Source organism: Enterobacter sp. SST3 (assembly GCF_000286655.1).
Lineage (GTDB): Bacteria > Pseudomonadota > Gammaproteobacteria > Enterobacterales > Enterobacteriaceae > Enterobacter > Enterobacter roggenkampii.
The window spans coordinates 101904-116272 of record NZ_ALNS01000005.1; the positions used below are offsets into that span (position 1 = coordinate 101904).

Here is a 14369-nt window from a genome sequence, read left to right on the forward strand (position 1 = left end):
GAACATGGTAGATAAACGCGAATCCTATACAAAAGAAGATCTTCTTGCCTCTGGTCGCGGTGAACTGTTTGGCGCGAAAGGCCCACAGTTACCGGCCCCGAACATGCTGATGATGGACCGTGTCGTGAAAATGACCGAAACCGGCGGCAACTTCGATAAGGGTTACGTAGAAGCAGAACTCGATATCAACCCGGACCTGTGGTTCTTCGGCTGCCACTTTATTGGCGATCCGGTAATGCCTGGCTGTCTGGGTCTGGATGCCATGTGGCAGCTGGTTGGCTTCTATCTGGGCTGGCTGGGTGGTGAAGGTAAAGGCCGCGCGCTGGGCGTGGGCGAAGTAAAATTCACCGGCCAGGTTCTGCCTACGGCGAAGAAAGTGACCTATCGTATTCACTTCAAGCGCATCGTTAACCGCCGCCTGATTATGGGTCTGGCAGATGGCGAAGTGCTGGTAGACGGTCGTCTGATCTATAGCGCAAGCGACCTGAAGGTTGGCCTGTTCCAGGACACGTCCGCGTTCTGATCGTGCTTTCGCACCTCCAGAAAGGCGAAACCTCCGCATTGCGGAGGTTTCTTTTTTGAAAGAGACGTTATCAGGCTATGAGTGCCCTGTCGCCGATGGCTTCTCGCCAGCCTCCAAGCCATTGTGACCTTTGATTTATCGTCTGATAAGGACACATTTCTTTAGAACGTCCAGCGATGCCGGCCTGATAACCACGTTGATGAGCCCGTTCCAGGCGATCTCGTTTCTGTCTCTTCATGCCTCGTTTCCCTCATTCTTTTGTCTGGTGGAAAGAAAACAGTGTCTGCACTATCTGCACAGGCACAGATAACGAATACCCCGAATTAGTCGCATCGTCAATGTTCAAAATTCATACGGGTGTCATATTTGTGAGCTAGCTGGAAGTTCATTTGTACAAAAATTGTGACGTGGCACAAGTAACAACCTGAGTTGAAAACGAAAAAAAACCGCAATCAGCGACAGACCGATTGCGGTTTCTGATGATGAATTTTACTTATGGCAGCCGGGAAATCTCTCTCGCGATACTGGCCGACTCCTGCGCCCATCCCTGAGCTAGGACTTTCACCATTTCGTCATAGCCATCTTTCTGCTGCTTCAGCTCCAGATGGAAAGGACGCTTAATCAGCTGCCCCTGATGGTTCAGCAACCACTCCCCGCTGATGACCACCGCACCGTCATAACGGCCGTGGAAGCCCGTTACGGTGACGTTCAGCGTATCCTGATCGTTACCCAGCGGCTGCGATGCGACTACCCACCCCGGAAGCTGGCTGCCCAGATTGGCCACCAGCGTGTTGCGCAGCTGCTGATCCAGCGGGCTGGCCCACAGGTTGTTGGTTGCAATCACGTATTTCACGTCGCTGGTCTGATAGACCACGCCGTTTCCTGCCAGATAATCCGGCACGGCGACCTGCTCAACCCACAGCTGGCGGTTTCCCTGACTGGCCGTGCTTTGCCCACCGCTGTGGGTTGCCACAGGCAGCTGATAATAGCTTTTATTATCTCCCCCTGAACTGCACGCCGTTAACAGCAGAGCGCCAACCATCAATAGCCATTTTTTCATTCTTTTGCCCTCTTCGGCTCAGGATCCTTTTTATCTTTCGCTTCGAACACCAGCGCATTGCTCTTCTCGTTGAGCGTTTTCAGCACCGGCTGCAGTTCACGCAGGACCTGATCAAGACGCTGCATATCTGCCACCATCTTGTTATAGGCCGCTGATCCCGGCTGGAAGCCCTGCATACTGCGGTTCAGCTCACGCAGCGTTTTCTGCATGTCCTGCGGCAGCTGCTGCATGCTCTGGCTCGCCGTGATCTTGTTGATGTTATCCAGCGTGGTTTGCAGACGGCGCATCGTTGCCTGGCTTTCGCTCAGCGAGTTTGTTGCCGCTTCAATCATCGGATTCAGTGGCAGATTGTTGATCTTATCCAGCGTCTCCATCAGACGCTGCTGGATCTGCGCCAGACCGCTGCTCACCGTTGGGATGATCTTGTAGCCACCGAATTCACGGATACCGGTAATCGGCGGTGCTTTCGGGTAGAAGTCCATATCCACATACAGCGCACCGGTTACCAGGTTGCCGGTTTTCAGCGACCCGCGCAGACCGCGTTCCATCAGCTGGGTGATATGAGTCGCGATATCCTGATTTTCACCAATCTGATTAAGCAGACGCTCCGGTTCAATGCGGATCAGTACCGGAATGCGGTAATCATCATCCAGCACCTGCTGAAGGCCCGGAACGAAGAACGGCACTTGCCCAACCGTACCGAGACGAATGCCGCGGAACTCAACAGGCGCCCCCGGCTGCAGGCCGCGAACGGAGTCTTTAAAGAACATCAGGAAGTCAACGTGATCGGTATAGAGCGCATCCTGAATGCTTTTTTGATCGTCAAAGAGACGGAAAGCGGTGTTCTCTGCGACCGGCTGCCCTAAATCCAGGCCCTCCGGCACGTCAAAGCTCACGCCGCCACCAAACAGCGTGGTCAGCGAACCCATTTCAACGCGCATGCCTGCCGAAGTCAGATCTACCGCGATCCCGCTGTCTTTCCAGAAGCGGACGTTGCTGGTGACCAGGCGATCGTTTGGCGCATTAATGAAGAGCTGATAGCTGATCGCGCGTTTCTGTGGATCAAACGTGCTTTTCTCAACCGACCCGACGCGGTAGCCGCGGAACAGAACCGGGTCGCCCGCCGTGAGCTGACCCGCTTTTTTGCTGTCGAGGATCACGCGGATGCCCTTGGCATCAGGCGGTGCAAGCGGCGGTGAATCCAGAAGCTGGTACTGGGCCGGCTGGTTACCCTTAGCGCCCGGCTGCAGCTCAATGTAGGCACCCGAGAGCAGCGTCCCCAGGCCGCTGATCCCTTCACGCCCCACCTGCGGCTTAACGACCCAGAAAACGGAATCGCCGTGCAGCAGTTTTTCCATGCCGGCATTCAGGCGCGCCTTAATCTCCACATGGGTTAAATCGTCGGTCAGGGTTGCGCTTTCCACCACGCCCACATCCACGCTACGGCTTTTGATGGTCGTTTTACCGCCCTCAATCCCCTCGGCATTGGTGGTTATCAGCGTCACTTCCGGCCCCTGATGGCTGTAATGATAAAACAGGATCCAGGCACCGATCAGCGCAGTCACGATGGGAAAAATCCACACCGGAGACCAGTTTTTGACCTTCTGCACTTTCGCCTCTCCACTCTTATTTTCCATGCTCTTACTCTTCCTCATGGCTTGATTCAGGCTCACGATCCCACGATAAACGAGGGTCGAAGGTCATGGCCGCAAACATGGTCATGATCACGACCAGTGCAAACATTAAAGCCCCCATCGCAGGATAAATACTCATCAAACCGCCCATCCGCACCAGCGCAGAGAGAACGGCGATGACAAACACGTCAATCATTGACCAGCGTCCGACAAACTCGACCACTTCATAAATCAGGTGCATGCGTTCGCTGTCGCGTTTCCCATGACCTTTCGCATCCCAACAGAGCCAGGCGATGGCGATCATTTTTAAGGTGGGCACCATAATACTGGCGATAAAGATGACGCCAGCGACCGGATAGGAACCTTCGCCCCAGAGCAGTATCACCCCGGCCAGGATCGTCGAGGGCATTTTGTCGCCGAGCAAATCGGTGATCATGATTGGCAGAATATTGGCTGGCAGATACAGCATGACGGACGTGACCAGCAGCGCCATCGTCCACTGCAGGCTATTTTTACGGCGCACGTGCCCTTTCGTTTCGCAGCGCGGACAAACGTCGAGATCGGCGGGCAGCACGGCGGTACAGCACGGGCACGAGCGAAGCCCCTGGCGAATGCCGGGCACGCCGACCTTCACCGTCTGCGCAAGCGTCGGTGCCGGGGCGATATCATCCCACGCCCAGCGTCTGTCCACGCACTGGAAAGCGCGCAGCTGCAGGACGCAGTACAGACACCAGGGAATAAAGCTGCTGCCAATCCCCACGTCGCCGTACGCCATCAGCTTCACGAAACTGACCAGGATCCCCGCCAGAAAGATCTCCGCCATCCCCCAGCTTTTGAGCTGAAACAGAATACGCGCAAGTCGGATTTTCAGCGGTGCCGGCATCCTGACGCGGTTCACCAGCAAAAGGATGACGACCAGGCAAAAAGCCGGGACTATCTGGACAAACAGGAGAAAGAAGGTCCCCAGGCTGGCGTAATCTTCCGAGAACATCACGCCCGGGATTTCAAGCAGATCCACCTGACTGGTGATCCCCCCCACCTTCATATAGATGAAGGGGAAGAGATTAGAGAGCAGCAGCATGAATAGTGCTGCCAGCGCGTAAGCAGTGGGACGCTGCCGCGGCGCGTCCCACTCGGTTGTCAACGTCGCGCCACAGCGTGGACACAGGGCTTTATGTCCGTGACCAAGCTCTGGCAACGCCACGAGCATATCGCATTGCGAGCATAAAATATGCCTGTCGGCATGGTGCTGGTCACACATATGTTATCCCTGTTTATGCGCCGTTTTTCAGAGACTCAAGGTACTCCCAGCGCTCAAAGGCGTCTTCCAGGGCTTTTTCAGCCGCGGACATTTCAGCCAATACTTTCTGAGTATAGTCATGCGATTGGGTAAAGAATGACGCATCAGCAACCTGTTTTTGCAGATCCTCAAGCGCAGCCTCCAGCTCTTCAAGACGCTGCGGTAGCCCCTCCAGTTCGCGCTGCAGGTTATAGCTTAGTTTAGCCGAGGTTTTCTTGACAGTTTCTGCTTTTGTTACAGCAGGTTCAGAACTTATTTTGGACTTTGACTGCTTCGTCGCCAGCGACTGTGCCTGCTGCCCTTTTGCATCGTGATAACCGCCGACATATTGACCAATTCGCCCTTCACCTTCGAAGATCCAGCACTCGGTCACGGTGTTGTCAACGAACTGACGATCGTGGCTGACCAGCATCACGGTACCCTGATAACCGTCAATCAGCTCTTCCAGCAGTTCCAGCGTTTCGACATCCAGATCGTTGGTCGGTTCATCGAGGATCAGCAGGTTGCTTGGCTTCAGGAACAGGCGCGCCAGCAGAAGACGGTTGCGCTCACCGCCTGACAGCGCGCGCACCGGCGTCATGGCACGCTTCGGATGGAACAGAAAGTCCTGCAGGTAGCCCAGCACGTGGCGCGGCTTGCCGTTCACCATCACTTCCTGCTTGCCTTCGGCGAGGTTGTCCATCACCGTACGGTCCGGATCCAGCTCCGCGCGGTGCTGGTCGAAGTAGGCGACCTCCAGCTTGGTCCCGCAGTGAATGCGGCCGCTATCGGCCTGCAGCTGGCCGAGCATCAGTTTCAGCAGCGTGGTTTTACCGCAGCCGTTCGGGCCGATGAGCGCAATTTTGTCGCCGCGCTGAACCTGTGCCGAGAAGTCTTTCACCAGCACTTTACCGTCAACCTGATAGTTAACGTTTTCCATTTCAAAGACAATCTTGCCGGAACGGGACGCCTCTTCCACCTGCATTTTGGCGCTGCCCATCACTTCACGGCGTTCGCTGCGCTCGCGACGCATCGCCTTCAGGGCGCGCACGCGGCCTTCGTTACGGGTACGGCGGGCTTTGATGCCCTGGCGGATCCAGACTTCTTCCTGCGCCAGCTTGCGGTCAAACTCCGCATTCTGCAGCTCTTCCACGCGCAGGTTTTCTTCTTTTTCCAGCAGATACGTATCGTAATCGCCGGGATAGGTCACCAGCTTGCCGCGGTCGAGATCGACAATGCGCGTCGCCATATTGCGAATAAACGAACGGTCGTGCGAGATAAAGATGATGGTGCCGCTGAAGGTTTTCAGGAAGCCTTCCAGCCAGTCGATCGCCTCAATATCCAGGTGGTTCGTCGGTTCGTCCAGCAGCAGCACCTTCGGCCCGCTGACCAGCGCACGACCCAGGGCCGCTTTACGCAGCCAGCCGCCGGAGAGCGCCGACAGCTCCATGTCGGGTTCCAGCCCGAGCTGCGCCAGCACTTCATTAATGCGGTTTTCAAGCTGCCACAGACCGTGGTGATCGAGCATCTCCTGCACTTTTGCCAGCTCGTTGAGGTTTTTGTCGCTCGGATCGGTCATCACCAGATGCGAAATCTCGTGATAGCGCTTCAGGTATTCAGCCTGCTCGGAGATCCCTTCCGCCACGAAATCGTACACGCTGCCGGTCACGTGACGCGGTGGATCCTGCTGCAGGCGGGAGACAATCAGATCCTGCTCGTAAACAATGCGCCCGTCATCCAGGCCCTGTTCGCGGTTAAGGATTTTCATCAGCGTGGATTTACCCGCGCCGTTACGGCCCACCAGACAGACGCGCTCGTTATCTTCGATGTGCAGCTCTGCATTGTCGAGAAGCGGTGAGTCGCTGAAAGAGAGCCACGCGCCGTGCATACTAATTAAAGACATTTATTTTTCCTTTCAGACCGCGGTAATCAACCAGCAGTTATGGATTTGACGGTTACGGGCAAAGTCCTGAGACAGCGTTTTTTGGCTGATTTCTTGTGCTTTCAGTCCCAGGGCTGCTAAGCCGTCATGATCCATACGGAAGCCGCGTTTGTTGTTCGAGAACATAATGGTGCCGCCTTTACGCAGCAGGCGCTTCAGGTCGGTCATCAGGCGCAGGTGATCGCGTTGAACGTCAAAGCTATCTTCCATGCGCTTGGAGTTGGAGAAGGTCGGCGGATCGATAAAGATCAGGTCAAACTGCTCGTCGGTGTCGCGCAGCCAGCCCAGCACGTCAGCCTGCATCAGACGATGCTGACGCCCGGTTAAGCCGTTAAGACGCAGGTTTCGCTCCGCCCACTCCAGATAGGTGCGGGACATATCCACCGTGGTGGTGCTGCGCGCGCCGCCCAGACCCGCATGCACGCTGGCGCTGCCGGTATAGGAGAAGAGATTCAGGAAGTCCTTGCCCTTGCTCATCTGACCCAGCATGCGGCGGGCGATACGGTGGTCGAGGAACAGGCCGGTATCCAGATAGTCGGTCAGGTTGACCCACAGACGGGCGTTATATTCGCCCACTTCGATAAAGTCGCCCTTCTCGCCCATCTTCTGGTACTGATTTTTCCCTTTCTGACGCTCGCGGGTTTTCAGCACCAGCTTGTTTGGCGCAATACCCAGCACGGCGATGGTGGCGGCAATAACGTCCAGCATGCGCTGACGCGCTTTTTGCGCATCAATGGTTTTCGGCGGCGCATATTCCTGAATCACCACCCAATCCGCGTAGCGGTCAACCGCCACGTTGTACTCCGGCAGGTCGGCATCATACAGGCGGTAGCATTCAATGCCCTCCTGCTTCGCCCACTTCTCAAATTTCTTCAGGTTCTTGCGCAGACGGTTAGCGTAATCTTCCGCCACGCCGGACGGCTTGCTGTCGGCCGCCTTCTCCGCCAGATGGTAGTTTTTCTGCACGCAGTCCAGCGGGCCGTTTTTCGCCTTAAACTGGCGGTCGGCACGCAGCTGCAGGCAGCTCAGCAGTTCCGGCGAGGCGCTGAACAGAGACAGGTTCCAGCCGCCGAAGTGGTCCTTCATGTTGCGGCCCAGCAGGCTGTGCAGGGCAATCAGCGCCGGTTCGCTGTCGAGACGTTCGCCGTATGGCGGGTTGCTGATCACCGTACCGTACGGGCCTTTTGGCAGCGGGTTGGTCAGGTTTGCCACGTCTTTCACTTCGAAGGTGACCAGCTCGCCAATACCGGCACGGCGGGCGTTGCTGCGCGCGCGCTCAATGACGCGAGGGTCGCTATCGGAGCCGTAGAAGTGGGAGGTGTACTCCGCCAGGCCTTTACGCGCGCGGGTCTGCGCATCGTCTTTGACCTCTTTCCAGAGTGCTTCATCGTGCTGCGCCCAGCCTTTGAAGCCCCAGTGACCGCGATGCAGCCCCGGGGCGCGGTCGGTGGCCAGCATGGCCGCTTCAATCAGCAGGGTACCGGAACCGCACATCGGGTCGAGCAGCGGCGTGCCCGGCTGCCAGCCGGAGCGCATTACGATGGCGGCAGCCAGCGTTTCTTTGATCGGCGCCATACCGGTGCGATCGCGGTAGCCGCGCAGGTGCAGGCCCGCACCGCTCAGATCGAGAGAGATACTCGCCGTGTCGCCGTTCAGCCAGACGTTAATACGCAGATCCGGATTTTCACGATCGACGTTCGGACGTTCCTTATTTTTACGCGTAAAGCAGTCCACAATGGCGTCTTTTACGCGCAGGGCACCGTACTGGCTGTTGCGGATCTCGTCGTTCACGCCGTTGAAATGCACCGCAAAGGTGGCATTCGGGGTGAAGATCTCTGTCCAGTCGATCATCTGTACGCCGGTGTAGAGGTCAAGGTCGCTATAAACCTTGCACTCCTTCATCGGCAGCATGATGCGCGACGCCAGGCGGCTCCACATCAGGCTCTGGTAAATAAGCCGCGTGTCGCCCTCAAAATGGACACCACCCTGAACCACCTGACACTCTTGTGCGCCCAGGCTTTCCAGTTCAGTTTTTAACAGCTCTTCCAGCCCACGGGCCGTACTGGCAAACAGAGAATTCATATCGTCACTTTTACTCTTAGAAAATTGTCGCGCATTATAGCTAATATGGCGTGTATGTCATAAAGTTGAAGGCTTATTTTCATTCGAGGGAGTGTGCAGTGGCGACGTTATCCAGGCTTTTTATTCATCCGGTGAAATCCATGCGCGGCATCGGCGTCTCTCACGCGCTGGCCGACATGAGCGGATTCGCCTTCGATCGAATTTTTATGGTCACCGAGCCTGACGGTACGTTTATTACCGCACGCCAGTTCCCTCAGATGGTTCGCTTTACCCCTTCCCCGCTTCACGACGGTTTGCATCTTACCGCGCCGGACGGTTCCAGCGCGGTGATTCGCTTTGCTGATTTTGCGCCCGTCGATGCGCCAACGGAAGTGTGGGGAAACCATTTTACCGCGCGCATCGCCCCGGATGAGATTAACCGCTGGCTGAGCGGCTTCTTCTCCCGCGACGTGCAGCTGCGCTGGGTTGGGCCTGAACTGACGCGTCGCGTAAAGCGCCACGACGCCGTTCCCCTCTCCTTCGCCGATGGCTTCCCGTTCCTGCTGACGAACGAAGCCTCGCTGCGTGATTTACAAGGCCGCTGCAAAGCCAGCGTGCAGATGGAACAGTTTCGACCGAATTTGGTCGTCACCGGCGCGGATGCCTGGGATGAAGATACCTGGAAAGTGATCCGCATCGGCAGCGTCATTTTTGACGTTGTGAAGCCGTGCAGCCGCTGCATTTTCACGACGGTGAGCCCGGAGAAAGGCCAGAAGCATCCTTCCGGCGAACCGTTGAAAACCCTGCAATCATTCCGCACCGCGCAGGATAATGGCGATGTCGATTTCGGCCAGAACCTGATCCCACGCTCCAGCGGCGCGATCCGCGTCGGCGATGAGGTCGAAATTCTTGCTCGTGGGCCAGCGAGAGTGTACGGCTCGGGTCAGGAGGAGGAGTTTGTCGACGTTGAGACGAACGTCGCCTCTGCGGTAGATATTCACTGGCAGGGCAACGTCATCCGGGGTAACAACCAGCAGGTACTGCTTGAGCAGCTGGAACAAGCGGGGATCCGCATACCCTATTCCTGCCGCGCGGGCATTTGCGGATGCTGTCGTATCAGACTGGTGGATGGCGAAGTGAGTGCGTTGAAAAAGTCGGCAATTGGAAATGACGGCACAATTCTGTGCTGTAGCTGCGTCCCGAAAACGTCCGTACAGCTGGAAGCTTAAACCGCCTGCTCGAGGCTGAAGGCATCCACGCGAAGCTGGGGCTTCAGCCTGTCGTTCATGACCTTAATGGCATCCCCGAGCTGCATCGTCCGCCCGGCAATCGTCACGCCAGGCTGGGCCAGCAGGCAGAGCGCGGCATTTTCGCCTGGCTCTACCACCAGCAGGCTCACCTCTTCTGCGGTATCGCTCAGGTTGACGCTGGCCGCATCTCCCGTTGCCGGGGTCCAGTTCATGCCGTGCGGCAGGAAATGCCAGCTCTTTGGCATTTGCGGCTTCAGGAAACGGATAGCCACCAGCGCATTTAATACCAGCTCGGCGCGCTGCTCTTTCGAGAGCATCAGATCGCGACATTTTTCCTCTAAGGAGAAATAAAGCGCAGCGTCATCAACGCAAAAGCCTGACGGGGAAAAAGCGTCCGGGGTTAACATTCGGCGGGCAAAACGAGAGCGAAACAACATGCCATTGGCTAAGTCGAGCATCATTCGGTCATGCTCGTCGCAAAAATACCAGCGCCAGTTATCGTCAGGTTTAATTCGCATGTTTCTCTCCCGTCCCCGAAACGTCCTGTACTAAAAATGTCCTGTTTTCCGCTTCGTTTATAACACCATTAATAAAAGACTATAATGTCTAAATAAGCAACAGTGACGGAATATAAAACAACCAGGGCTGGAAATAAAGCCCCGGTTGTCTGATTACGAGAAAAGATTAGATATGCGTAACGATTTCTTTAATCAGCGGCGGTCCTTTAAAAATAAAGCCGGAATAGATTTGCACCAGTGACGCACCCGCCGCCATCTTCTCACGCGCAGCAATCACGGAGTCAATGCCGCCGACGCCAATAATCGGCAGGCGGCCATTTAATTCCGCAGACAGGGCACGAATAATTTCGGTGCTTTTTAATTGCACCGGACGGCCACTTAACCCACCCGCTTCGTCACAGTTTTTCATTCCCTGCACGAGGGAACGATCGAGCGTGGTATTGGTCGCAATTACACCATCAATATTATGGCGAACCAAACTGTCGGCAACCTGGATCAATTCTTCGGCAGAAAGATCCGGGGCGATCTTAACCGCGACCGGAACATATTTGTGGTGGATCGCCTGGAGTTCATTTTGCTTATTTTTAATGGCACTCAGAAGATCGTCCAGCGCTTCACCATATTGTAAGGATCGCAGGCCCGGGGTATTGGGTGAGGAAATATTCACCGCAATATAACCGGCATAGGCGTAGACTTTTTCCATACAAATCAGATAGTCATCTTTACCCTGCTCGACCGGCGTGTCTTTATTTTTGCCGATATTGATGCCCAGTATTCCGTCAAAGTGGGCTTTTTTTACGTTCTCGACCAGGTGATCAACACCGTGGTTGTTGAAGCCCATGCGGTTGATCAGCCCTTCGGCTTCCACCAGTCGGAACAGGCGCGGTTTGTCATTTCCCGGCTGCGGGCGCGGGGTGACGGTACCGATTTCAATGGAGCCAAAGCCCATCGCGCCCAGGGCATCAATGCACTCGCCATTTTTGTCCAGACCGGCCGCCAGACCCAGCGGATTTTTAAAAGTCAGCCCCATGCACTGCACAGGTTTTACCGGCACATGCTGGCGCACCAGCGCGGCCAGAGGCGTGCCGGTAATACGACGTAATTGCTGGAATGTAAATTCATGAGCGCGCTCAGGGTCGAGCTGGAAAAGGGCTTTACGAACGAAGGGGTAGTACATGAACTCTCCTGGATTCCCGGTGTGCAAACCGGGAGGGGATTATGGGCGATCCCGGCGAGAAAGGGAATTGACCTGCGGCAAAAAACCCGCGTAAAACGCAATCGTTTACCTCCCCGTCTATTTCTTATGCACTTTTTCGCATTTTAATTGCAGATAAATCATTTAGTGGAATAAACGCGCGGTGTCACACTCCTTAAAATTGTTATGAATGTTAGATAAAAGCAAACAATTAGTTATAAGGAGGAAGTATGCGCGTCATTACCCTGGCCGGAAGTCCACGATTCCCGTCGCGCTCCAGCGCCCTGCTGGAATATGCCCGTGAAAAACTGAATGCTCTGGATGTGGAAGTGTGCCACTGGAACCTGCATAACTTCGAACCTGAAGATTTGCTCTACGCCCGTTTCGACAGCCCCGCGCTGAAAACCCTCATTGAGCAACTTAACGGCGCGGACGGCCTGATCGTAGCAACGCCCATCTATAAGGCCTCCTTTTCCGGGGCCCTGAAAACCCTGCTCGATCTGCTTCCGGAACGCGCGCTGGACGGCAAGGTGGTGCTGCCGCTGGCAACGGGCGGTACGGTTGCCCATTTACTGGCCGTGGATTATGCCCTGAAGCCGGTGCTGAACGCGTTGAAAGCGCAGGAGATCCTCCACGGCGTTTTCGCCGATGACTCACAGGTCATCGACTATCAACACAAACCCCACTTTACGCCTAACCTGCAAACCCGCCTCGATAATGCTCTGGAAACGTTCTGGCATGCCCTGCATCGCCGGGATATCCAGGCCCCGGCGTTTGGTCAGCCTCAAGGAGTCGCACATGTTTAAAACGTTAACCCGCATCGGACTGGCCGGTTTGATGGCGCTTACCTCGCTGGCCCATGCCGCAGAAACGGCTCCGGAAAGTTTACGTATCGGGTATCAGAAAGGCAGCGTCAGCATGGTGCTGGCAAAAAGCCACCAGCTTCTGGAAAAACGCTTCCCGGACACCAAATTCTCCTGGGTGGAGTTCCCGGCCGGCCCGCAGATGCTGGAGGCCCTGAACGTGGGCAGTATCGATCTCGGCAGCACGGGCGATATCCCACCTATATTCGCCCAGGCCGCGGGAGCGGACCTCCTCTACGTTGGCGTTGAGCCGCCAAAGCCTAAGGCCGAAGTCATTCTGGTGCCTGAAAAAAGCGACATTAAAAGCGTCGCCGATCTTAAAGGCCATAAGGTCGCTTTCCAGAAAGGTTCCAGCTCACACAACCTTTTGCTACGCGCTCTGCAAGAGGCCGGGCTTAAGTTCACCGACATTCAGCCCGTCTACCTGACTCCCGCTGACGCGCGCGCCGCGTTCCAGCAGAAGAACGTTGATGCCTGGGCCATCTGGGACCCGTACTACTCCGCCGCATTGCTGCAGGGTGGCGTTCGCGTGCTGAAAGACGGTACCACGCTGAAGCAGACCGGCTCGTTCTATCTGGCCGCGCGCCCTTATGCGGAAAAGAACGGCGCATTTATTCAGGGCGTGCTGGATACCTTTACCCAGGCCGATGCCCTGACTCAGAGCCAGCGTCAGGAGAGCATTGCCCTGCTGGCGAAAACCATGGGCTTACCTGAGCCGGTGATCGCGAGCTATCTCAACCACCGTCCGCCGACCACCATTACGCCGGTGGACGCACACGTCGCCGCACTTCAGCAACAAACGGCTGACCTCTTCTATCAAAACCGCCTGGTTCCAAAACAGGTCACTATTCGCGAACGCATCTGGCAACCCGCAGGCAAAGAAGGAGCTAAATCATGAGTCTGAATCTTTTCTGGTTTTTACCCACCCACGGTGATGGACACTATCTTGGTACAGAAGAGGGTTCACGCCCGGTTGACCATGGCTACCTGCAGCAGATTGCACAGGCGGCGGACCGAATCGGTTTCACCGGGGTGCTGATCCCAACCGGAAGATCATGTGAAGATGCCTGGCTGGTCGCCGCGTCGATGATCCCGGTCACCCAGCGTCTGAAGTTCCTTGTCGCGTTACGCCCGAGCGTCGTCTCCCCTACCGTGGCGGCACGTCAGGCGGCCACGCTGGACAGGCTGTCCAACGGCCGCGCCCTGTTTAACCTGGTGACGGGCAGCGATCCACAGGAGCTGGCGGGCGACGGCGTGTTCCTCGACCATACCGAACGCTATGAGGCCTCCGCCGAGTTCACCCGCGTCTGGCGACGCCTGCTGGAAGGGGAAACCGTCACCTTTGAAGGCAAGCATATTCACGTTCGCGACGCGAAGCTCTACTTCCCGCCGGTGCAGCAGCCGCGCCCGCCGCTCTATTTTGGCGGGTCGTCGGATGTAGCCCAGGATCTGGCGGCGGAGCAGGTCGACCTCTATCTGACCTGGGGCGAACCGCCTGAGCTGGTGAAAGAAAAAATTGCTCAGGTCCGCGCCAAAGCAGCCGCCCATGGCCGCAAGGTGCGCTTCGGTATCCGCCTGCACGTGATTGTGCGCGAAACCAATGAAGAAGCCTGGCAGGCCGCTGACCGCCTGATTTCCCATCTGGACGACGAGACCATCGCAAAGGCGCAGGCCGCGTTTGCCAAAACCGACTCCGTCGGGCAGCACCGGATGGCGTCCCTGCACAACGGCAAGCGCGAGAATCTGGAGATCAGCCCGAACCTGTGGGCGGGCGTCGGCCTGGTGCGCGGCGGTGCGGGTACGGCGCTGGTCGGCGACGGCCCGACCGTGGCCGCGCGCATCAATGAATACGCCGAACTGGGCATCGACAGCTTTATTCTCTCCGGTTATCCGCACCTGGAAGAGGCGTACAAGGTCGGCGAGCTGTTGTTCCCGCATCTTGATGTCGCCATTCCGGAGGTTCCGCAGCCGCAGCAGCTCCAGCTGCAGGGCGAAGCCGTGGCAAACGAATTTATTCCACGCAAAGCCGCACAGAGCTAAGGAG

General features: G+C 56.5%; 13 protein-coding genes. 5 read left to right on the forward strand and 8 right to left on the reverse strand.

Going from position 1 to position 14369, the window contains the following annotated elements; translation table 11 throughout:
• The first annotated feature begins 4 nt into the window (after window positions 1-4).
• Window positions 5-523 (forward strand): 3-hydroxyacyl-[acyl-carrier-protein] dehydratase FabA, encoded by a 519-nt coding sequence (gene fabA, locus B498_RS18020; protein WP_008499931.1) that lies wholly within the window; start codon window positions 5-7, stop codon window positions 521-523.
• A 70-nt stretch (window positions 524-593) separates the two neighbouring features.
• Here the strand turns inward: fabA and rmf are convergent, their stop codons facing one another.
• The 6 genes from rmf to rlmKL form a co-directional block, all read right to left on the reverse strand.
• A complete protein-coding gene (gene rmf / locus B498_RS0121195; RefSeq protein ID WP_013097261.1) occupies window positions 594-761 on the reverse strand; it encodes a ribosome modulation factor in 168 nt (55 codons plus the stop codon).
• Window positions 762-1016: 255 nt separating this feature from the next.
• Window positions 1017-1583: a membrane integrity-associated transporter subunit PqiC gene (gene pqiC, locus B498_RS18015; protein ID WP_008499932.1), complete on the reverse strand. Its 567-nt coding sequence runs from the start codon at window positions 1581-1583 to the stop codon at window positions 1017-1019.
• Window positions 1580-3220 (reverse strand): intermembrane transport protein PqiB, encoded by a 1641-nt coding sequence (pqiB, locus tag B498_RS18010; protein ID WP_008499933.1) that lies wholly within the window; start codon window positions 3218-3220, stop codon window positions 1580-1582. Before pqiB ends, pqiC begins: the two co-directional genes overlap by 4 nt.
• A 4-nt stretch (window positions 3221-3224) precedes the next feature.
• Entirely contained in the window at window positions 3225-4478 is a 1254-nt protein-coding gene (pqiA, locus tag B498_RS18005; protein ID WP_008499934.1) for a membrane integrity-associated transporter subunit PqiA, read from the reverse strand.
• 13 nt (window positions 4479-4491) lie between these two features.
• The gene (locus B498_RS18000) at window positions 4492-6399 is read right to left on the reverse strand and encodes an ABC transporter ATP-binding protein (protein WP_008499935.1); all 1908 of its coding nucleotides are present in this window, start codon (window positions 6397-6399) and stop codon (window positions 4492-4494) included.
• A 12-nt stretch (window positions 6400-6411) separates the two neighbouring features.
• Window positions 6412-8520 (reverse strand): bifunctional 23S rRNA (guanine(2069)-N(7))-methyltransferase RlmK/23S rRNA (guanine(2445)-N(2))-methyltransferase RlmL, encoded by a 2109-nt coding sequence (gene rlmKL, locus B498_RS17995; protein ID WP_008499936.1) that lies wholly within the window; start codon window positions 8518-8520, stop codon window positions 6412-6414.
• Window positions 8521-8618: 98 nt separating this feature from the next.
• Between rlmKL and B498_RS17990 the strand changes: the two genes are divergently transcribed.
• Window positions 8619-9728: a YcbX family protein gene (locus tag B498_RS17990; protein ID WP_008499937.1), complete on the forward strand. Its 1110-nt coding sequence runs from the start codon at window positions 8619-8621 to the stop codon at window positions 9726-9728.
• Here the strand turns inward: B498_RS17990 and zapC are convergent.
• Window positions 9725-10267, reverse strand: coding sequence for a cell division protein ZapC (gene zapC / locus B498_RS17985; protein WP_008499938.1), 543 nt, complete (start codon window positions 10265-10267; stop codon window positions 9725-9727). The two genes, B498_RS17990 and zapC, sit on opposite strands and share 4 nt — an antisense overlap.
• A gap of 166 nt (window positions 10268-10433) precedes the next feature.
• Window positions 10434-11444 carry a quinone-dependent dihydroorotate dehydrogenase gene (pyrD, locus tag B498_RS17980; protein WP_008499939.1) on the reverse strand — a complete coding sequence of 337 codons (1011 nt, stop codon included), beginning with the start codon at window positions 11442-11444 and terminating at the stop codon, window positions 10434-10436.
• Between the two features lie 248 nt (window positions 11445-11692).
• Here pyrD and ssuE point away from each other — a divergent pair, with 248 nt between their 5' ends.
• The 3 genes from ssuE to ssuD are packed head-to-tail and all read left to right on the forward strand — an operon-like array spanning window position 11693 to window position 14365.
• A complete protein-coding gene (gene ssuE / locus B498_RS17975) occupies window positions 11693-12268 on the forward strand; it encodes an NADPH-dependent FMN reductase (RefSeq protein WP_008499940.1) in 576 nt (191 codons plus the stop codon).
• Window positions 12261-13223 carry a sulfonate ABC transporter substrate-binding protein gene (locus B498_RS17970; RefSeq protein ID WP_008499941.1) on the forward strand — a complete coding sequence of 321 codons (963 nt, stop codon included), beginning with the start codon at window positions 12261-12263 and terminating at the stop codon, window positions 13221-13223. Before ssuE ends, B498_RS17970 begins: the two co-directional genes overlap by 8 nt.
• Window positions 13220-14365 (forward strand): FMNH2-dependent alkanesulfonate monooxygenase, encoded by a 1146-nt coding sequence (gene ssuD / locus B498_RS17965; protein WP_008499942.1) that lies wholly within the window; start codon window positions 13220-13222, stop codon window positions 14363-14365. The genes B498_RS17970 and ssuD overlap by 4 nt, the downstream gene beginning before the upstream one ends.
• Window positions 14366-14369 lie beyond the last annotated feature (4 nt).